A 19,846-nucleotide genomic window follows, 5' to 3' on the forward strand; every position below is an offset into this window, starting at 1 on the left:
CCTTCATGAAGAAAATCTAAACTTGCCAGATGGCGCAAAAAAGCGATAAATTTTGTCCTATATAAATCGCTTTTCTTCATGGAACGTCGATGTTCACCCTGAAGCAGATGGAAGCCCTCTACTGGGTCGCGACGCTCGGCAGTTTCGAGGCCGCGGCGTCCTACCTCAACGTCACCCAATCGACGATCTCGAAACGGATCGGAGAATTGGAAAGCCGCTTCTCCGTCCCGCTCTTCGACCGGTCGGCCCGACAATCGGTGCTGACGTCGAAAGGCAGCGATATCCGGGAAATCGCAGAGCAGATGCTTCGGCTGAACGACCGGCTGGTTCTGACCGCACGGGCGTCTGTCGCGCCCCCCATGCGCTTCCGGCTCGGCGTCACCGACCTTGTCGCGCTGTCATGGCTGCCGGAGTTGCTGGCGACCATCATTGAGCGCTACCCGGATATCAGCCTGGAGCCGGAGATCGACCTTACTGCGGGGCTCATGGAGCGCCTGACCGACCGCAAGATCGATTTTGTCATCTGCCCGCGGATTACCCAGCATCCGCAGTTCATCAACATGCGGCTCGGCGAGATCGAACTCGTCTGGATGGCGAGCCCGAAGATTTATGGCGACGATCGGGTGCTCAGCAACGACGAACTGCTGCGGTTTCCGCTGCTGATCCAGTCGACTGGGTCGATCCTGCGGCCGATCCTCCACGACGTCATCGACAATCCAAAACTGCCATTCGCCAAAACCATTTCCTGCAACAACATGGCAGCGCTCGCCGAGCTTGCGGCTTTCGGCCTCGGGATCACCATCCTGCCGAAGGCTTTCTTCAGCAAATATGTCAGTGATGGACGCCTGAGGATCATGAAAACGGCAATCGAGCTGCCAAAGCTCGAATATTTCATCACCTACCGCAACGACTATAACGGCGCATTCTTCGAAGAAATCGCCGAGCTGTGCCGCGCACTTTGTGATTTCACAGGCCGGGCTGCCTCAAGTTGAGGTCGCGATGCGCCGCCGTTTCGATTGCGCTGCTTGAGCAGACATGGCCGATGCCGCTGCTGTCCCTGCACTGATCAAAAAGGCAGTGCGGACATCCTTGTCGCGGGTTCATCGCCGCGGCGCCTTGCCCGGAACGAACTCACAACGAAGTAAGACGCGGGAGGCAAGGTCGTCTTCGCGACCTTGCCTCCCGCGGTGGTGAGAACCCTAGTAGTGGACAGACAAGGAATCGATTGGCGAAGTCTTCGGCGGAGCGAACTTCGTCAGGTCAATTCCGTCAACCGCGCTGCGATACTCGTCCATGCTCGGCGTGCGGCCAAGGATCGCCGACAGCACCACGACCGGGGTCGAGGCCAGCAGCGATTCACCCTTCTTCTCCGCCGTGTCTTCCACGACGCGGCCCTGGAACAGGCGGGTCGAGGTCGCCAGAACCGTATCGCCCTTCTCCGCCTTTTCCTGGTTGCCCATGCACAGGTTGCAGCCCGGGCGCTCGAGATAGAGGATGTTTTCGTATTCGGTCCGGTTGGTGGTCTTCGGCTTCAGATCATCGAACTCGAAGCCCGAATACTTCTGCAGGATTTCCCAATCGCCTTCGGCCTTCAGCTCATCGATGATGTTGTATGTCGGAGCAGCGACGACCAACGGTGCCTTGAACTCGACCTTGCCCTCTGATTTCTCAATGTTCTTGAGCATCTGCGCGACGATCTTCATGTCGCCCTTGTGCACCATGCACGAGCCGACGAAGCCCAGATCCACCTTCTTGGTGCCACCGTAGTAGGAGACCGGGCGGATCGTGTCGTGGGTGTAGCGCTTGGAGACGTCCGCGTTGTTGACGTCGGGGTCGGCGATCATCGGCTCGTCGATGACATCCAGATCCACGACGACTTCGGCGAAGTACTTCGCGTTGTCGTCGGGGGCGAGCGCCGGCTTCTCGCCCGAGCGGATCTCGGCAATGCGCGCATCCGCCTTGGCGATCAGACCCTTCAGCGTGCCTGCGGCATTTTCCATGCCCTTGTCGATCATGATCTGGATGCGCGACTTGGCGATTTCCAAGGACTCGATCAAGGTCTCGTCCTGCGAAATGCAGATCGAGGCCTTGGCCTTCATCTCGGCCGTCCAGTCGGTGAAGGTAAAGGCCTGGTCGGCGAGCAGCGTGCCGATGTGGACTTCGATGATGCGGCCCTGGAAGACGTTGTCGCCGCACTGCTTGAGCATCTGCGCCTGGGTCGCATGCACGACGTCGCGGAAGTCCATATAGGGCTGCATCGTGCCCTTGAAGGTCACCTTGACCGACTGCGGGATCGGCATGGTCGCCTCACCGGTGGCCAGCGCCAGCGCAACCGTGCCGGAGTCCGCGCCGAATGCCACGCCCTTGGACATGCGGGTATGGCTGTCGCCGCCGATGATGATCGCCCAGTCATCCACGGTGATGTCGTTCAGCACCTTGTGGATCACGTCCGTCATCGAATGATAGACGCCCTTCGGGTCGCGGGCGGTGATCAGGCCGAAATTGTTCATGAAGGACATGAGCTTCGGAATGTTCGCCTGCGCCTTCTTGTCCCAGACGGATGCCGTGTGGCAGCCCGACTGATAAGCGCCGTCAACGAGCGGCGAAATGACGGTGGCCGCCATCGCCTCGAGTTCCTGGGCGGTCATGAGGCCGGTCGTGTCCTGCGAACCGACGATGTTCACCTTGACGCGGACGTCGGAGCCTGCGTGCAGGACCTTGCCCGGCGTCACGCCGACGGCGTTGCGGTTGAAGATCTTTTCGACCGCGGTCAGGCCCTGGCCCTCGACGGAGATTTCCTTGTTCGGGGCAAAGACCGGGGTCGCCTCGATGCCGAGGGTCTGCGCCGCAAACGTCTGGAGCTTCTTGCCGAAGACGATGGCGTAAGAGCTGCCGGCCTTCATGAACTCCATCTTCTGCGGCGTGAAGGCGGCGGCGACATCGACCAGTTCCTGGCCGGCCTCGTCACGCAGCTTCTTGTTCTTCACGTCGAGCGTGAGAACGGTCCCGGTCTCGACGGAGAACTTCTGCTCCAGGATCGGGTTGCCGTCGTTGTTGAGGATCGGCTTGCCGTCTTCGCCTGTCTTCTTGACCCAGTTCTTGAGGTTGACGCCGATGCCGCCGGTCACGTCTACGGTCGTCGCAAAGATCGGCGAGATGCCGTTGGTGCCGGCGACGACAGGAGCGTAGTTGACGAAGGGCACGTAGGGGCTGGCCTGCTTGCCCGTCCAGAGCGCCACATTGTTGACGCCCGACATGCGCGACGAGCCAACGCCCATCGTGCCCTTTTCGGCGATCATCATCACCCGCTTTTCCGGGTGCTGCTGCTGCAGCGCGACGATCTCCTGCTGCGCTTCAGGCGTGATCATACATTGGCCGTGCAGCTGGCGATCCGAGCGCGAGTGCGCCTGGTTGCCAGGCGACAAGAGGTCGGTCGAGATGTCGCCTTCGGCGGCGATGAAGGTCACGACCTTGATCTCGTCCTCGACATCCGGGAGTTTGGTGAAGAACTCTGCCTTGGCATAGCTTTCGAGAACGTCCTTCGCGACGGCGTTGCCGGCCTTGTAGGCGTCGCGCAGGCGGAACATGTCGGCGTCGTAAAGGAAGACCTGCGTCTTCAGGACTTCGCCTGCCTGCTTGGCGATCGCCGCATCGTCGCCGAGGGCGACGTCCAGCAGCACCTCGACGGAGGGGCCGCCCTTCATGTGCGACAGCAGTTCGAGCGCAAATTCAGGGGAGATCTCCGGGACGACCGTCGTGCCGAGGATGATCTTCTTCAGGAGTGCGGCCTTGACGCCGGCCGCACTCGTCGTGCCGGGCAGCGTGTTGTAGATGAAGAACTTCAGGGCGTCGGCCCGGTGCTCGTTGCCGGCATCTTCGATGAGCGCGATGATTTCCGCGACCAGTTTGCCGTCATCAATCGGTTTGGGCGCGAGCTTTTGATTTTCTCTGCTTTTGATTTCGGCCAGGTAATCCAGATAAAGGTTCATCGCAATCCCAACGTCTAGAGGTGTATGGCGCCAGAACGCAGCGCCGTTCGTCAAACAGCTTCTTGCTGGTCCAGGTTTATATGCGCCTCGACTATGTCAACTAACGCCTGCTGACAAGATACTGCAATTGCGTAAAAAAGTAGTATTTTGAATTCAAGTTTCATTGATCAAGGGGTGGCCGCCCATGCTGCGGCATCTGCGAAGTTTCCGCCGAGAGCGATAAAAGCCTTCGCTGGCGTCCAGTGTCGCACCGATACCGAACGCGCCCGGCGCCCATGCGCCCGATGAGCAGCAAGCCGGAGTGCTGGCGATGGCTTCAAGGGCGGCATCACATAGAAGAGGCCCGCCCCCGCCTTGTCATGCATCGTCAGCCATACGACGCAACCGCCTCTGAATGGCTAACCTTTGGGGCGCCATCGAAGCAGCGGCTGACAAGCCGTCGCCACTCCTGGAAGTCCTCCGACTTTCGGAATCCGACCATGTGATCGTCAACCGTCTCCCATTTGACCACCAACCGATAGGTCAAGGGCATGTCGACCACGCGATGCAGAGACAGGCCGTGACAGCCCCTGGCCCTCAGGAACAGCGGCGCGGCCTGCCGAACGCCGTCTTCGAAGGCACGTTCGCTGCCCGGCTTGATGCTGATTTCCGCGACCTCCAGGATCAATTGTCGCCTCCCTCGCCTGAACGCGGCCCGTGCTCGGCATCGATCGTCCGTTCCTCGCCGGTCGCAATCATGGTTCGCGTTGCGTCGATCGACGCGTAGGTCCAGAAGATACGCATCGGGGCGGTTGCCGATGCGTTGATGAAGCGGTGCGGCACATTTGCCGGAATCCAGGTCGTGTCATTCGCTTCGAGATGGTGCTGGACACCGTCGATCTCGGCGATCGCGTGGCCGTCCAGCACCATGACGCTTTCCTCGCAATTGTGCTTGTGCAGCCCGATCGAAGCGCCCGGATCAAAGGCGGTGATGCCGTTGATCATGCTGGTCGATCCGCACTTGCGCGTGACCAGAGGCGTGGTGCGCGCGCCGCCGCCACGTTCGTTCCTCGGAAGCTCGCGCGGGCGAAGTATTGCTGGTTGGGTCATCAAATCCATTCCTCACTTTGGCGCCACGGCGGGACCGATCCAGACGGTCTTGATGTTGACGAACTCGCGAATGCCATAGACCCCGAGTTCGCGACCATAGCCGGAGCGTTTGATGCCGCCGAAGGGATAGCGCGGATCGGATGCGACCATGCCGTTGATGAACACGGCACCCGCATCGAGATCGCGGGCGAGTTTACGTGCCTGCGCGACATCGCGGCTCCAGATCGCCGAACCGAGGCCAAATTCGGTCTGGTTCGCAAGGCGGATCGCGTCCTCGGCATCCTTGGCCCGAACGATCGCGGCAGCCGGCCCGAAGGTTTCCTCTCGGAACGCCGTCATCTCCTCCGTCACGTTGTCGAGCACGGTCGGGGGGTAGTAGAAACCGTGGCCATCGATCGGCTTGCCGCCCATCTTGAGTGTCGCACCGGCCGCAAGCGTCCTTTCCACCTGTGCATGCAGGCCGCTCAGCAGATTGGCGCGCGCCATCGGCCCGATATTGGTATCGCGCTCAAGGGGATCACCGATCTTCAGCTTGGCGACCTCGGCGCAGAAGAGTTCGACGAAGCGCTCGGCAACGGCCGTCTCGACGATGAACCGCTTGGCGTTGACGCAGGACTGGCCGACATTGATGTAGCGCGCCTTGACGGCCACTTTGGCAGCCTCCTCGAGATCGGCGTCGGCAAGCACGATGAAGGGATCGGAGCCGCCGAGCTCGAGCACCTGCTTCTTCAGCGCCTTGCCGGCCTGCGCGGCGACAATCGCGCCGACCTCGGTGGAACCTGTCAGCGTCACTGCGGCGATGCGGTCGTCAGCAATGATGCCGGCGACCTTCTGAGGCTCGATCAGCAGCGTGCGGAACAGCCCCTCCGGGCACCCCGCCTCCCTCATGACCTCTTCGATCGCCAGTGCGCATTGCGGCACGTTGTTGGCATGTTTGAGGATCGCGCCATTGCCGGCGGCAAAGGCGGGTGCCGCGAAGCGGAAGAACTGCCAGAACGGATAGTTCCACGGCATGATGGCGAGAACGACACCGAGCGGATCGAAGGCGACGACGCTCTCGGACGCGCTTGAGGCGACCGGTTCGTCCGCGAGATACACAGGCGCATGTTCGGCGTAGAAATCGCAATTGTAAGCGCATTTCTCGATCTCGGCTTCGGCCTCGACGATCGGCTTGCCCATCTCGAGTGTGATCATTTCGGCGTACCGGGACTTGCCGGCGCGCAACGCCTTCGCCATGCCGGAAAGCAGTCCCACTCGCTCTTCGACCGGCACCTTGCGCCATGCCTTCTGGGCAATGACCGCCGCGAAAAGCGCCGCATCGACATCGGCATCGGCATGCGCCTCGAAGCGCGCGAGTTCCTTGCCGGTTGCCGGATTGATTGTTGTGATCATGCGAGCCTCCTGTCTTGCCGCATCTGCTGTTGCTTGGCGCCGATCACGTGCTTCCAGCGGAGCAGGAAGGTGGCGCTGTCGATTGTCGTTTTGGATGGGACGTATTCGAAGCCGATTGCGCCTTCGTAGGTCTGTTCGCAGAGAGCATCGAGAAGCGCTTCGAAATCGATCGTACCTGTCCCGGGCTCATGCCGGCCCGGATGATCGGCGATATGGACATGACCGATCCGATGGGCATTGACCCCTATCCACTGCGCCAGATCGACGCCATTTGCCCGGGCATGGAATGTGTCGACCAGCAGCGAGACATTGCCGGGTCCGAAGATGTCCAGTATCCGGCTCGCGTGATCGAGCGTGGACAGAAAGTATCCCGGCACCGCGACCTCGCTGATCGCCTCGATGAGGATCTTGACGCTGGTGCCTGCGGTCCGCTCTACGGCATAGCTCAGATTGCGGTGATAGGTCTCCGCTGCGGCAGCGACGTCGGCGTTTCCGGGTACGCCGGCCATCGGATGGACGAACGGGCAGTCCAAGGTGACCGCATAATCGAGCGCCCGGTTGAGGCCCTCGCGGAAGTCCGCTTCCCTACCGGGTATTGCGGCGAGACCTTTCTCTCCTTTGCCGGCGTCACCGGCTGCCGCAGAGAGTTGCGTGAACGAAAGGCCGGTCGCGGCAAGGCGCGATCGCATTTCGGTGACGGGTATCTCCCATGGGCTCGGGTGCTCGATCGCCGTGAACCCGGCTGAGGCTGCCGCTTCAACCCGTTCCAACAACGGGAGTTCGGTGAAGAGGTAGCCGATGTGGGCGGAGAGGCGGTTCATCAGGCGGCCTCGTCGGATGTGCGGCCGACGGGGAAGCGGACGCCGATGCGCTCGCCTTCCCTTGTCAGGTCCGCCACCACGTTGTCCGTGATCGGCAATCCGGTTTTCAGCCGCTCGTCCTCGCGACGCTGTTCCGGCTCGCCGGGCATCATGATTTCCTCGACGCCAGCTGCCTTCGGCAGCGTCTTGATGCGCTCGTAGAACGCGTCCATGCGCGCGTCGAAATTCTCAAGCGAAATGAAGAGATCAGGTTTGATGGCGAAGAACAGGTGGCCGACGTTCTGCGGCTCGCTGTGATCGAAATAGAGGCTCTTCACGTCACCGCCGAAGTTCGCGCCGGTGAGCGCGCCGGACATCAGGTCCATCAGTGTCGCAAGCACCGAGCCCTTGACGCCGCCGAACGGCAGGCAAACGCCCTCGAACGCCTTCGCCGCGTCCGTCGTCGGGTTGCCGTCGATGTCCAGAGCCAGTCCCTCCGCAATCGCTTCTCCCTTCATGGCCGCAAGGCGGATCTTTCCGCGGGCGATCACGGTCATCGCCATGTCCATGACGTAAGGGGCGTACTTGCCACCCGGAATGCCCGCCGCAATCGGGCTTGCCCCGAGGAAGGTCGTGCGCCCGCCCCACATCGGGATCGCCGGCGACGAGTTCGTGAAGATCATCGAGATGTAACCGGCCTTGATCGCCTGCAGCGCGTAAAGCGCGCCCATGCCGAAATGGGTGCTGCGGTGTACGCCGACGAGGCCGATGCCATTGGCTTTTGCGAGCGCAACCGCTTCTTCGGTCGCCCTGTGCGAGGCAAGAAATCCCATGCCGTTGTCGCCATCGACGAGCGAAACCGCGCCTGCGACCTTCTGGACGGTGATCTCGGGTCGGGGGTTTACCAGCCCCCGCTGCAAGCGTTCGACATACATCGGGATCCGCGACACCCCGTGGGAGTCGATGCCACGCAGATTGGCCTTGACCAGGTCGCGGGCAATCGTCGACGCATCGGCTTCCGTCATTTGAGCGCCAAGGAAGATCTCGGTCGCAAAGGCGGTCAGTTCGTCGGCGGAAAAATATGTGACTTTCGACATGGCGATGTTCCTGGTTGATCGATAACCGACGGGCTTCAGATGTGGTTTGCGGCTCCACTGGCCTGGCGTTGAGCGCGCCAGCGCAACAGGGTCGGCACAATGACGAGCGTCAGTGCGATGACGATCAGCGCGAGCGAGATCGGATGGGTGAAGAAGACGGTCGCATCGCCCTGGCTGATCGTCAGCGCACGGCGGAACTGCTGCTCTGCCAGCGGCCCGAGGATCAAACCGACGATGCACGGGGCAACCGGCACGTTGAGCACGCGCATACCAAAACCGATGAGACCGATAATCCAGAGCAGCGCCACATCGACGATGTTGTTGTTGAGCGTATAGGCACCCATCGTCGCAAACAGCAGGATGCCCGAGTAGAGCCACGGACGCGGGATGGCGAGAAGCTTCACCCAGACGCCGGCAAGCGGCAGGTTGAGCAGAAGCAGCATGACGTTGCCGATGTACAGGCTGGCGATCAGACCCCAGACGAGCTCGGGATTGTTGTCGAAGAGCAGCGGTCCCGGCTGGATACCGTATTGCTGGAAGGCGGCGAGCATGATCGCCGCCGTCGCCGACGTCGGCAGGCCGAGCGCCAGTAGCGGAGCCAGAACACCCGCCGCCGAGGCATTGTTGGCAGCCTCCGGCCCCGCCACCGCCTCGATCGCACCGTGGCCGAACTCTTCCGGGTTCTTCGACAGGCGCTTTTCCGTGAGATAGGACAGAAAGGTCGGGATTTCGCTGCCACCGGCCGGCAGAGCTCCGATCGGAAAGCCTAGCGCGGTCCCGCGCAGCCACGGCTTCCAGGAGCGGCGCCAGTCCTCGCGGCTCAGCCACTTGGAGCCTTTCAGCTGATAAAGCTCTTCGGTCTCGAAACAGTGCCGCGCGACGGTAAACAGCGTTTCGCCGACGGCGAAGAGGCCGACAGCCACGACAACGACGTCGATACCGTCGAGCAGCTCCGAGATGCCAAGCGTGAAGCGTGCCTGACCCGTCTGCAGATCGATCCCGACGAGCCCGAGCGCAAGACCGAACAGCAGGCTCGCAAGACCCCGCGACAGTGAATCGCCAAGCACGGCCGTGACGGTGGTCAGCGCCAGCACCATCAGCGCGAAGTATTCGGTCGGCCCGAAGAGCAGCGCTATCTTCACCATCAGGGGCGCAACGAACGTCAGCGCGATCGTGGCGATGGTGCCCGCGACGAAAGAGCCGATTGCAGCCGTTGCCAGGGCTTGCGCGCCGCGCCCCTTGCGCGCCATGGCGTGGCCATCGAGCGCGGTCACGATGGACGCGGATTCGCCTGGTGTATTGAGCAGGATCGAGGTGGTCGATCCGCCGTACATGGCGCCGTAGTAGATGCCGGCGAACATGATGAAGGCGCTGGTTGGTTCCATGCCGTAGGTCACCGGCAGGAGCAAGGCAACTGTCAGCGCTGGCCCGATGCCGGGCAGGACGCCGATTGCCGTGCCGAGCGTCACGCCGACCAGCGACCAGAACAGGTTGTACGGCGTGGCGGCGACGGCAAAGCCGTGAAAGAGTGCTGCTAGGGTATCCATGTTCATTCCGCCCTTGGGCTAGGAGAAATCGGCCAGGTCTCTGGTTTCAGCATTCGAACCAGGCGCCACCTCAAACGGGGCCACCGGCCAGAGCGATCAGGTCTTCGAGGTAGCTGCCGGTCGGCAGATCGAGATCGAGCCCATAGTCGAACACCAGGTAGGTCAGCGCGGTGAGCAACAGCCCGATCGCGAGGTTGCGCAGATGGGTCCGGCTGCCGAAGGCCATGGCCGAAATGACGAAGAGGAAGGTTCCGGAGATGACCCAGCCGAGCCTTTCCAAAAGCACGAGCTGCGAGGCGAAGGCGGAGGCCACGAGAACGACAGACTTCCAGTCGAGCTCGGGAAAATCCTCGGCCTGCAGGCGATAAAGGAAAGCTTCGTAAAGCAGTTGCAGGCCGACAAGGACCAGTCCCGTGGCGATGAGCGCGGGAAACAGTCCCGGCCCGATCACGGTCTGTGCCACGATGGGAGGCGTCAGCCAGGTCTCGGCGCCGATGAACAGGCCGAGACCGAGTGAAGCAAGACCGAGGATTGTCTCCCCGATACGCAGATTGGCCGACTTCAACATGATGACACCTCCCAAATTCGCCGCCGGTCAGAGCAGTCCGACTTCCTTCAACGCCCCTTCGACGCGCTTCTGCTCGTCGGCCAGAAACGCACCGAAGTCGTCGGCCGGCAGGTACGTATCGATCCAGCCGCGCTTCTTGAGCGCAGCCTGCCACTCGGGCGTCTTGACGAGAGCGGCGATGGCCTTTTCGAGCCCTTCGCGGTCTTTCTCGGCGAGCTTCGGGTGCGCCATGATCCCGCGCCAGTTCATCACGGCGAGATCGACACCCGCCTCCTTCAGGGTCGGCACGTCGACACCGGGAATACGCGTGTCGCCGGTGACTGCCAGCGCACGAAGCTGGCCTGCCTCGACCTGTGCGCGAAACTCCTCGTAGCCGCTGATGCCAACGGTCGCATGGCCGCCAAGTGTGGAGGCCAGCACCTCGCCGCCGCCGGCATGCACCACGTAGTTGATCGTCTTCGGATCGACGCCAATGGTCTTGGCGATCAAGCCGGCAGCGACGTGATCGATGCCGCCGATCGAGCCCCCGGCCCAGGAGACCTTTGCCGGATCCGCCTTCAAACGTGCAACCAAGTCGTCCAACGTCTTGATGTCGGAGCTTGCCGGCACGACGATCGCATCGGCCTCGCCCATAAGGCGGGCGACCGGGACGGTTTGTTCCAGCGTCACGGGCGACTTCGTCGTCAGCACACCGCCGACCAGCGCAAAGCCGATGACCATGGCCGACGGATGCCGCGGCTTGGTGGTGACAAACTGCGAGAGACCGACCGTTCCGCCACCGCCCGCGACGTTCTGAACCTCGACAGGTCCCGTGAGCTTGTCTTCTTGCAGGATCGTCTGAATGGTTCTGGCCAACTGATCGTAGCCGCTGCCCGGGCTGCTCGGAGCCATGATGTGCAGGGATTTAAGCTGTTCGTCCGCGAAAGCGGGAACAGCCGTCTGGTGAACCAGCACGACTGTGGCAGCAGCTGCCAACAGCGTTGAAAAGGCGCGTCGCGTGATCTTCTTCATGGAAACTCCTCCATCCACGTGTCTGTGTTGTTCGATCCCAGGAGCCGCCAGTCGGCCCCCTCCTCCAGGATCGCCGGAACACAATCCCGGCTTGCCCTTGCGGGGATTGCTGGCCGGCTCAGGCCGCAGACGTCGAAGCGCCGGCGGCACGGATGGCTTCCACCACCCTCACGGCGAATGCGTCGGTATCCAGAACCCCACCGATGTCGCGTGTGCGCAATTGCGGTTGCTGAAGCACTGTTTCAGTTGCCGCCTCGATGAGAGCCGCTGCACGCGTCAGCCGCATGTCGCTGCGCCGGCGTCCGAGCCAGTCGAGCAGCATACCGGCGGAAAGGATAAGAGAGGTCGGGTTCGCCAGATTTCTGCCGGCAATGTCGGGTGCCGAGCCATGCTGCGCCTGAGCGACACAGATGTCGTCGCCGACGTTGATGGAGCCGCCCAGACCGAGGCTGCCTGACAGTTCCGAGGCCTCATCCGAAAGAATGTCGCCGAACATGTTGGTGGTGACGATCACGTCGAAGCGTTCGGGGGTGCGAATGAGATGCGCGGCCGTCGCATCGACAATCAGTTCTTCCAGCTGAACATCGGGATACGTCTCGGCGACCTTGCGCACCTCACGCAGGAACAGACCGTCGGACAGCTTGACGACATTGGCCTTGTGCACCGCCGTCACCTTCTTGCGGCGGTAACGGGCGAGCTCAAATGCCGTCTTCGCCACGCGCGCGGATGCCTTGGCGGTCACCTTGCGGATCGAAAACGCCATGTCCGGGTCCGGCATGAATTCGCCTGCGCCGGCGTACATATTGCGGTCGGAGTAAAAGCCTTCGGTATTCTCGCGAACCAGAACGAGGTCCATGGGCTTGCGCAGGATGGTCAACCCCTCGCGCGAGCGGCATGGGCGAATATTGGCGTAAAGTTCGAACCTGGTTCTGAGTTCGCCCGACGGATTGATGCCGCCCTTGTCTCGTGGCGGATACTCGTAATGCGAGACGGGTCCGAGGATGACACCGTCCACCTCGGATACGCGCGTCATCACCGCGTCTGTCAGCGTCGTGCCCTGCTCGGCAAGGGATTTCAGACCGATATCCTTGAACTCGAATTCGAAACCGACACCGGTTTCGGCGTCGACGGCCTTGAGCACCTCCAGAGTCGCGGCGGTTATTTCCGGCCCGATCCCGTCTCCAGGCAATACGAGAAGTTTTATGGTCATGTCTTCCTCACCGTTTCAGGAGATCGCGGAGGCCAAGCAAGATCGTTCGCCGGCTTCGCGCCGGCGCCAAACAAGCCATTATCGAATTGGGATCCTCCAGACCGTATTGGTCTTTTTCTCCTCTAAAATACCAAATACGCCAAGGATTGGTATTTTGCAATAGAGAAAAACCAAAAATGCTTGGCGATGCGACAGCCTTGTGGCATAGATGAGCAAAATCGGGAGCTTAGCCGTGCAGACCACCCCCCTGATCGCCAACCTTGCCGACCAGATCGTCGCCTACATCCGCACCGACAAGCTCACCGAGGGTGATCGCCTGGTCGAACGAAAGCTCGCGGAACAGTTCCGGGTCTCGCGTTCGCCGGTGCGCAACGCCATGAAGCTGCTGCATGAGGCGGGCGTGCTGAAGCAGGGTGAAGGCGGCGGCTACATGATCGCCGACGTAAAGGCGGCCGAAAAACTGTCGCTCGAATCCCCTTCCGCGGAAGACGACGAACAGATCTACCTGACGATCGCGGACGACCGTCTACACGGCCGCCTGCCCGAAAAGATCACGGAGAGCGAGTTCCTGCGCCGGTATGATCTGACCAAGGGTCGACTGTCCAAAATCCTTTTGCGCATGGCCAATGAAGGCTGGATCGAGAGACTGCCGGGCCATGGCTGGGCCTTCCTGCCAGTCCTGACCTCGCTGCAGGCCTATGAGGATAGCTTTCGGTTTCGCCTGTTGATCGAACCCGCCGCCCTGCTGGAGCCAACTTTCAAGCTCAACCGCCCCGCACTTCTTCGCTGCCGGGAGGAACAGGAATGGCTCGTCAACGGCGGCATCTGGACGGTGTCGGATGCAAAGCTCTTCGGATTGAACAGCGGCATGCACGAGGCGATCATCGAATGCTGCCAGAACAGCTTCTTCATTGACGCACTGAACCGCCTCGACCGTCTGCGCCGCCTGATCGACTATCGCCAAATGCTGGATCGCGACAGCGCCCGCGAACGCTGCCGCGAGCACATCGAGTTGCTTGACCTGATCCTCGCCGGCAAGAACGAGGAAGCCTCGCGCTTCATGGCGCGACATCTTGCAGACCTTGGCCGCCTGAAAACGGTTGCGCGGGAAAGGCGAGCCTAGTCTCGCCGCCGATATCGCTCGCAAGCACGAGCTACCCGCGTTTCAGCTTGCAATTCGGCATGGGATGCTCGCGGCGAGTCCGCCTCATCGCGCAGCACTTGCTGCCGGATAGAAAAAACGCCGACAAACGAGAATCCGTCTAGCAACGCCAGCGGCAAAACGCGGAATAAGGTTCAATCTCGCCCGTTACTCCCCCGGACCGGAACGGCCGGTCCCATCTGGGAAAAGGAGTAACACCATGACAAGACACTGGAGATTGAAGTCCGCTCTCGTCGCAGGCATGGCCGCACTCGTGAGCACTGCGGCACACGCCAGGGAACATCCGGTTGCACCGCTCGACGTTGATCGGTCATCGCATGCACCGATAGACGATGATGACGGCGTCATCATCGTCGCCGGCAACAGCTCGTCCAATTCGAGCTCCAACTCGTCAAGCAACTCGAGCTCGAACTCGTCGTCGAACAGCTCCTCGAACTCAAGCTGAATTCGTCGAGCAATTCGAGTTCCAACTCCTCGTCGAACAGTTCCTCAAACTCGAGTTCGAACGGCTCCGACCGGTCGTACTATCGGGGAATCGGTTGGCGTGCGCGCCGCTGACTTCGCTTAAGAGCGCGGGGGCCGGATCATCCGGCCCCCGTTGCTGTCTCCCGACCTGAAACAAGATCAACGGGCGGCGCGCGCCCATTTGCGGTACCAGCCCTGCCCGGCAATCGTGTTTCTGTGGACCGCCTCCCGCTCCATCGCTTCCTTTCCGGTCTCCGGCCGGACCTCCGCCGGAATTGCCGCATCGTCGCGGCAAAAGGGGATGACCTGAACCAGCGGCGTTCCCTTCTCGATGACATAGATGCCGTCCGACTGGGTCGCGAAGAATGGAAAATGGACGTGGGCGGCGTAGGTGTCCGTGTCGACGACGCCCGCCACGCATTCGAACGGCTGTGCCGGTCGATTGAGGGGCGGCACGAACAGGCAGCTCCAACCTTTCGGCGTGCGGAGCGACCAGTAATTGTGGAACTTGCACGGCGGGCTCGGCTCCTTTGGGTTGCCCGCGACCTGGTGCGCTCCGTGGTTGCTGACCATAACGCGGTCGAACTCCCAGCCGGCGGTGACGGTTCGGCCTTCGTCCTTGATCTCGAGGCGAACAGTGGCGGCGAGCGGCAGGAGCCAGCCGGTCGTCATCGCGTCAAGAAAGGGCATGCACCGCTTCACCGTCAGCCCGTTGTTGGCGACCGTGAGGTGCTGTCTGTCGATGGGCGGCAGCTTGCGATACCAGTCGGGGAGAACGGACTTCGCCAGTTGCGGCGCGGCGATCACGCCGTAATCCTGGGGCTGGCAGACAAAAGAGAGTGTGTGCGCGGGTCGGCGGATCAGGGACAGCATCGGGAAACCTCCAGATTGATGGTTCTGGAAGAACGCGACCGGCCGCCACTTATTCCGCCCAAGCCGCCCGAATTGGCCTTTCGGCGCGACGATACCGGCAAGCATCAAGCATGGCAGCGAGAGGGCCGCCCCAACCTCAGCGCGTGACGCAACGTGGCTACCCCTAAAGGCTCCCGGCACTGGCGTCATAACTGCGGCGGCCCCGCATGGCTGATCTCTTAGAGAAGGCGGTAGCGCCCAAGGATTTCCGCGATCTGACTGTCCTGTTCCTTGTTCGGTAGCAGCGCCGGCTGGCGGCTCGCGCCGACGCTGGCGTCCTGAAGGAACAACGCCCGTTTCACCATGGCCGGAGCAAAGCCCAATGCGTAGAGGTCTGTTCGAAATGCAGCGAACGTCGCCTGCTGCTTCTCCGCCTCCGCCATGTCGCAGGCATTGAAGGCTCCAAGGATGCCTGCGAGCACCTGCGGCATGGCGTTGCCGAGGCCTGAGATGCAGCCGGCAGCGCCGTTCTGCAGCGCCCAGAGCACCAGGTGGTCGGGGCCGGAGTAGACTTCGAACCCGTCAACCTCTTTGGCAACCTGCAAATAGGCTTCAAGCGTTTCCTTCGCGCCGCCCGAATCCTTGATGCCGGCAATGTTGCCGTGGCCGGCAAGCGCGCGGGCGGTTTCAGGCTCGATATGGTTCTGGGTGCGAGCCGGGATATCGTAAAGGTAGACCGGCGTCTTCACCGCATCGGCAACCGTGGAGAAGTGGCGCACAAGTCCGTCCTGCGTGCAGGCGATGAAGAACGGCGTGATCACGGCGATGCCGTCGACGCCGATACGGTCGAACTCGCGAGCGAGCTTCACCGTCTCGAAGGTCGCCGGCATGCCGGCGTTGACGATCACCTTCACACGGCCAGCCACTTCGTCCACCACCTCTTGCGTGAGACGCACCTTTTCCTCGAAGGTGAGCGCGGTGAAATCACCGTTGGTGCCGGCGCACATGATGTTGTTGCCTGCCTCAACCTGCCGGCTGACCTGGGCGCGCGTCGCCTTGTAGTTGATCGTCTCGTCCTCGTTGAAGCAGGTCACGAGGGCGACATAGGCTTGCTTGGTCATTCGATGTTCCTCTGAAATGTGGCGTCTTAGGAGGCGCGCCGGAGACGGGCGGCGCGCTGGGCCGCCTGAACGTCGGGATCTGGGTTGAGGCCGGCCGCAAGCAGCGCGCGGGTATAGTCTTGCCTTGGTGCGTCGAACACCTCTCGCACCGTTCCGAGTTCCACGACATTGCCTTTCTGCATGACCATCACGTGATCGGCGAAATCGCGGACCACCGGCAGATCATGGGCAATGAAAATGAACGCGATGCCCATTTCCTTGCGCAGCTTGTCGAGCAGCGCGATCACCTGAGCCTGAACCGAGACGTCGAGTGCCGAGACGGCCTCGTCGCAGATGATCAGTTGCGGTTCGAGCGCGAGTGCGCGAGCGATCGCGATGCGCTGGCGCTGACCGCCTGAGAACTGGTGGGGGTAGCGTCCCATATGTTCCGGACCAAGCCCGACCTGCACCAGAAGCTCGGCCACGCGCTCGCGCCACTTGGCCTTGGGCAGGATATCCGGATGAATCATCCAGGCCTCGGAGATCAGCTGATAGACGGTCATGCGCGGATTGAGCGACTGCGTCGGATCCTGGAACACCATCTGCAGGTCGCGCCGCAGCTTGTAGAGTTCGGCCGGCGACATGGTGAAGAGGTCGCGGCCCTTCCACAGGGCCTTGCCGCTGTCCGGCTCGTCGAGACGCAACAGGATGCGGGCAAGCGTCGACTTGCCGGAGCCGCTTTCGCCGACGACAGCCATCGTCTCGCCGGGCATGAGGTCAAAGGAAACACCCTTCAGCGCCTCGAAGGAACCATAGCGCTTGCGCACGTCGTGAACCGACAGAACCGGCTCTGCCCGGGCGGCCGGCGCATGCATGTCGCCCTTGCCAGGCGCGGCGGCGATCAGCTTCTTCGTGTAAGGATGTTGCGGGTTCTTGTAGACCTCACGCACGGTACCGGTTTCGACCAGCACGCCCTTTTCCATCACCACGACCCGGTCGGCGACCTCTGCGACGACACCGAGGTCATGGGTGATGATGAGGATCGCCATCCCGGTTTCTCGCTGCAGTTCCTCAAGCAGTGCCAGGACCTCGGCCTGCACGGTCACGTCGAGCGCCGTCGTCGGCTCGTCGGCAATCAGCAGGTCCGGACGCAGCGCCAGCGCCATGGCGATCATCACACGTTGTCGCTGGCCGCCAGAGAACTCGTGCGGATACTTGTTCGCTGAGCCTTCCGGGTCGGGGATGCCAACCCGGGTCAGAAGCCGCAGCGCCTCGGAGGCGGCCTTTGCAGCATCCGTCCCATGGGTGGTGAGCGCTTCGCGGATCTGCCATCCGACCGTATAGACCGGGTTGAGGTGGCTCAGCGGATCCTGGAAGATCATCGCGACCCGCCGCCCATTGACCTTGCGCCGCTCCTGCGCCGGCATCGTCAGCAGGTCGACGCCGTCGAGCAGGATCTCTCCCGAGCTGATGCGTCCCGGCGGCATGTCGATCAGGTTCATGATCGCCGAGGAGGAGACCGACTTGCCCGACCCGCTTTCGCCGAGGATCGCCAGCGTCTCGCCGCGATCGAGGTGATAGGAGATGTTGCGCACCGCCTTGACCACGCCGACGGCGGTGTGGAACTCGACCGAGAGGTTGCGGACTTCCAGCAGATGGTCAGCCATTCTTGCGACCCTTCATTTCGAGGCGCCAACGCTGCACCGGATCGAGCGCGATGCGCAGCCAGTTGGAAAGCAGATTGAGCGACATGGTGGTGAGAATGATCGCAAGGCCCGGCCAGAAGGACAGCCACCAAGCATTGGTGAGGTATTGCCGCCCTTGCGAGATCATCAGGCCCCAGGTGATCTCCGGCGGCTGGATGCCGATACCGAGGAAGGACAAAGCACTTTCGGCGAGCATGACATAGGCGAAGTCGAGCGTCGCAAGCGTCGTCAAGGTCGGCAGCACCACCGGCAGGATGTGACGAAAGAGGATGCGGTTCCTGGATGCACCCATCACGCGCGCGGCCTGGACGAACATGCGTTCGCGGATTTCCAGAACCTCGGCCCGCGTCGTGCGCAGATAGACAGGGATGCGGGTGATCGCGAGCACCAGCATCAGGTTCAGGACCGACGAGCCGAGAATGTAAAGGACGATCACGGCAATGAGCAGCGACGGGAACGACATGATCACGTCGGCAAGCCGCATGATCACCTGGTTGACGCGCGGCGAGGAAAAGCCGGCGATGAGGCCGAGGAATGTGCCGGTAACCGCCGAAAGGGCGACGGCACCGGCCGCGACCATCAGCGTGTTCTGCGTGGCGACGATGATGCGGGCAAGCAGAGGCCGACCGAGCGCATCCGCCCCCATCCACCAGACCCATCCGCGTTCCCAGTCGAAGGGCGCCGCATTGCGGCCGCGCAGGTTCTGCTTGGTCGCGAGATCGCCGAGCCAGCTCGGTCCGATGATCGCAAGGATCAGGACGAAGACGAGGAAGATCACCGCGCAAAGGGCAAACTTGTCGGCAAGCAGCATGCGCCACATCCGCCTGGCGAAGGAAGGCTCTTCGAGGATGACGCTGTCGTTGGTCACGAGTGTCATGGTCGCCTCCTCAATGCCGGATGCGCGGATCGAGCAGCGCATAGGCAAGGTCGATCAGCAGGTTCATGACGAAGATCGCCAGCGCCGTGACGAGGATGGCGGCAAGCACGACGTTGAAATCGCGCTGCAGAATGGAATCGATCATCAGCTTGCCGACGCCGGGAAAGCCGAAGATGGTTTCGACAATGACAGCGCCATTCAACAGGCTCGCCGCCTGATCGCCGAGCACGGTGATCACCGGCAGCATGGCGTTGCGCAAGGCGTGCACGAAGATGATCGGGCCGGATTTGACGCCCTTGGCGCGCGCCGTCTTCACATAGGCCGAGGACAGCGCGCCGATCATCGAGCCGCGCACCACCTGCACGATGATGCCGAAGGGGCGGATGAACAGCACGGCGATCGGCAGGATCCAATGGAGCAGCGATCCCGTTCCCGAGGTCGGTAGCCAGGCGAGATTGACCGAGAAGACGACGATCGCGACGATGGCGATCCAGAAATCGGGGACAGACGCGCCGATCAGCGAAATGATCGAGGCCAGCCGGTCGAAGAAGCCGCCGGCGCGGAATGCCGCAAGCGAACCGACGACGATTGCGGCACCGGCAACGAGCGTCATCGTGATGACGGCAAGCCAGAGTGTCCAGGTGAAGGCTTCGAGCACCACGTCGAGCGCCGGGCGGGCCTTGCGCAGGGATTCGCCGAAATCGCCGGTGACGACGTCGCCGACATAGCGCGTGAACTGGACGAGGAGCGGATCGTTCAGCCCGTGCAGCTCGCGGAACTGCTCCTTCATTTCGGCGGAAGCCTCGACCGGCAGGAACAGGGCCGCCGGATCTCCCGTCAACCGCGACAGGAAGAAGACCATGACGAGCAGCCCGACGAGCGAGATCAGACTGGCCACGGCGCGTGTTCGAACGAATTTCAGCATGGCGCCCTCGAAATCCGGCGGTGGGCTCATCCCACCGCCTTGATTGCTGTTGGTCT

At 62.1% G+C, this 19,846-nt stretch carries 18 protein-coding genes; 3 read left to right on the forward strand and 15 right to left on the reverse strand.

Annotated features, from left to right (window positions below; genetic code table 11):
• Positions 1–89 precede the first annotated feature (89 nt).
• On the forward strand, positions 90–992 hold the full coding sequence (locus tag VGO04_RS30315) for a LysR family transcriptional regulator (protein WP_327499693.1): 903 nt from the start codon (positions 90–92) through the stop codon (positions 990–992).
• A 207-nt stretch (positions 993–1,199) separates the two neighbouring features.
• On the opposite strand, the gene VGO04_RS30320 is transcribed toward VGO04_RS30315, so the two are convergent.
• The 10 genes from VGO04_RS30320 to VGO04_RS30365 form a co-directional block, all read right to left on the reverse strand.
• A complete protein-coding gene (locus tag VGO04_RS30320; RefSeq protein WP_327499694.1) occupies positions 1,200–3,989 on the reverse strand; it encodes a bifunctional aconitate hydratase 2/2-methylisocitrate dehydratase in 2,790 nt (929 codons plus the stop codon).
• A gap of 367 nt (positions 3,990–4,356) precedes the next feature.
• Positions 4,357–4,656 (reverse strand): antibiotic biosynthesis monooxygenase family protein, encoded by a 300-nt coding sequence (locus tag VGO04_RS30325; RefSeq protein ID WP_327499695.1) that lies wholly within the window; start codon positions 4,654–4,656, stop codon positions 4,357–4,359.
• The gene (locus tag VGO04_RS30330) at positions 4,653–5,078 is read right to left on the reverse strand and encodes a cupin domain-containing protein (RefSeq protein WP_327499696.1); all 426 of its coding nucleotides are present in this window, start codon (positions 5,076–5,078) and stop codon (positions 4,653–4,655) included. Before VGO04_RS30330 ends, VGO04_RS30325 begins: the two co-directional genes overlap by 4 nt.
• A gap of 12 nt (positions 5,079–5,090) precedes the next feature.
• Complete coding sequence (locus tag VGO04_RS30335) at positions 5,091–6,470, reverse strand: NAD-dependent succinate-semialdehyde dehydrogenase (RefSeq protein WP_327499697.1); 1,380 nt, start codon at positions 6,468–6,470, stop codon at positions 5,091–5,093.
• Complete coding sequence (locus VGO04_RS30340) at positions 6,467–7,291, reverse strand: hydroxypyruvate isomerase family protein (protein ID WP_327499698.1); 825 nt, start codon at positions 7,289–7,291, stop codon at positions 6,467–6,469. Before VGO04_RS30340 ends, VGO04_RS30335 begins: the two co-directional genes overlap by 4 nt.
• Positions 7,291–8,367: an Ldh family oxidoreductase gene (locus VGO04_RS30345; RefSeq protein ID WP_327499699.1), complete on the reverse strand. Its 1,077-nt coding sequence runs from the start codon at positions 8,365–8,367 to the stop codon at positions 7,291–7,293. Before VGO04_RS30345 ends, VGO04_RS30340 begins: the two co-directional genes overlap by 1 nt.
• Before the next feature lie 35 nt (positions 8,368–8,402).
• Entirely contained in the window at positions 8,403–9,914 is a 1,512-nt protein-coding gene (locus VGO04_RS30350; RefSeq protein WP_327499700.1) for a tripartite tricarboxylate transporter permease, read from the reverse strand.
• Positions 9,915–9,984: 70 nt separating this feature from the next.
• Positions 9,985–10,482, reverse strand: coding sequence for a tripartite tricarboxylate transporter TctB family protein (locus VGO04_RS30355; RefSeq protein WP_327499701.1), 498 nt, complete (start codon positions 10,480–10,482; stop codon positions 9,985–9,987).
• Positions 10,483–10,509: 27 nt separating this feature from the next.
• Positions 10,510–11,493: a Bug family tripartite tricarboxylate transporter substrate binding protein gene (locus VGO04_RS30360; protein WP_327499702.1), complete on the reverse strand. Its 984-nt coding sequence runs from the start codon at positions 11,491–11,493 to the stop codon at positions 10,510–10,512.
• A gap of 118 nt (positions 11,494–11,611) precedes the next feature.
• The gene (locus VGO04_RS30365; RefSeq protein WP_327499703.1) at positions 11,612–12,703 is read right to left on the reverse strand and encodes an isocitrate/isopropylmalate dehydrogenase family protein; all 1,092 of its coding nucleotides are present in this window, start codon (positions 12,701–12,703) and stop codon (positions 11,612–11,614) included.
• Positions 12,704–12,935: 232 nt separating this feature from the next.
• Between VGO04_RS30365 and VGO04_RS30370 the strand changes: the two genes are divergently transcribed.
• Positions 12,936–13,826 carry a GntR family transcriptional regulator gene (locus tag VGO04_RS30370; protein ID WP_327499704.1) on the forward strand — a complete coding sequence of 297 codons (891 nt, stop codon included), beginning with the start codon at positions 12,936–12,938 and terminating at the stop codon, positions 13,824–13,826.
• A 238-nt stretch (positions 13,827–14,064) separates the two neighbouring features.
• Positions 14,065–14,310, forward strand: coding sequence for a hypothetical protein (locus VGO04_RS30375; protein WP_327499705.1), 246 nt, complete (start codon positions 14,065–14,067; stop codon positions 14,308–14,310).
• Between the two features lie 179 nt (positions 14,311–14,489).
• On the opposite strand, the gene VGO04_RS30380 is transcribed toward VGO04_RS30375, so the two are convergent.
• The 5 genes from VGO04_RS30380 to VGO04_RS30400 form a co-directional block, all read right to left on the reverse strand.
• On the reverse strand, positions 14,490–15,203 hold the full coding sequence (locus VGO04_RS30380; RefSeq protein ID WP_327499706.1) for a DUF6065 family protein: 714 nt from the start codon (positions 15,201–15,203) through the stop codon (positions 14,490–14,492).
• A 218-nt stretch (positions 15,204–15,421) separates the two neighbouring features.
• Positions 15,422–16,303, reverse strand: a complete 882-nt coding sequence (locus VGO04_RS30385; protein ID WP_327499707.1) for a dihydrodipicolinate synthase family protein — start codon at positions 16,301–16,303, stop codon at positions 15,422–15,424.
• Positions 16,304–16,329: 26 nt separating this feature from the next.
• Positions 16,330–17,949, reverse strand: coding sequence for an ABC transporter ATP-binding protein (locus VGO04_RS30390; RefSeq protein ID WP_327499708.1), 1,620 nt, complete (start codon positions 17,947–17,949; stop codon positions 16,330–16,332).
• Positions 17,942–18,865 carry an ABC transporter permease gene (locus VGO04_RS30395; protein ID WP_327499709.1) on the reverse strand — a complete coding sequence of 308 codons (924 nt, stop codon included), beginning with the start codon at positions 18,863–18,865 and terminating at the stop codon, positions 17,942–17,944. The genes VGO04_RS30390 and VGO04_RS30395 overlap by 8 nt, the downstream gene beginning before the upstream one ends.
• Positions 18,866–18,875: 10 nt before the next feature.
• Positions 18,876–19,790: an ABC transporter permease gene (locus tag VGO04_RS30400; protein WP_327499747.1), complete on the reverse strand. Its 915-nt coding sequence runs from the start codon at positions 19,788–19,790 to the stop codon at positions 18,876–18,878.
• Positions 19,791–19,846: the final 56 nt, after the last annotated feature.

Source organism: Ensifer sp. (assembly GCF_035999185.1).
Lineage (GTDB): Bacteria > Pseudomonadota > Alphaproteobacteria > Rhizobiales > Rhizobiaceae > Ensifer.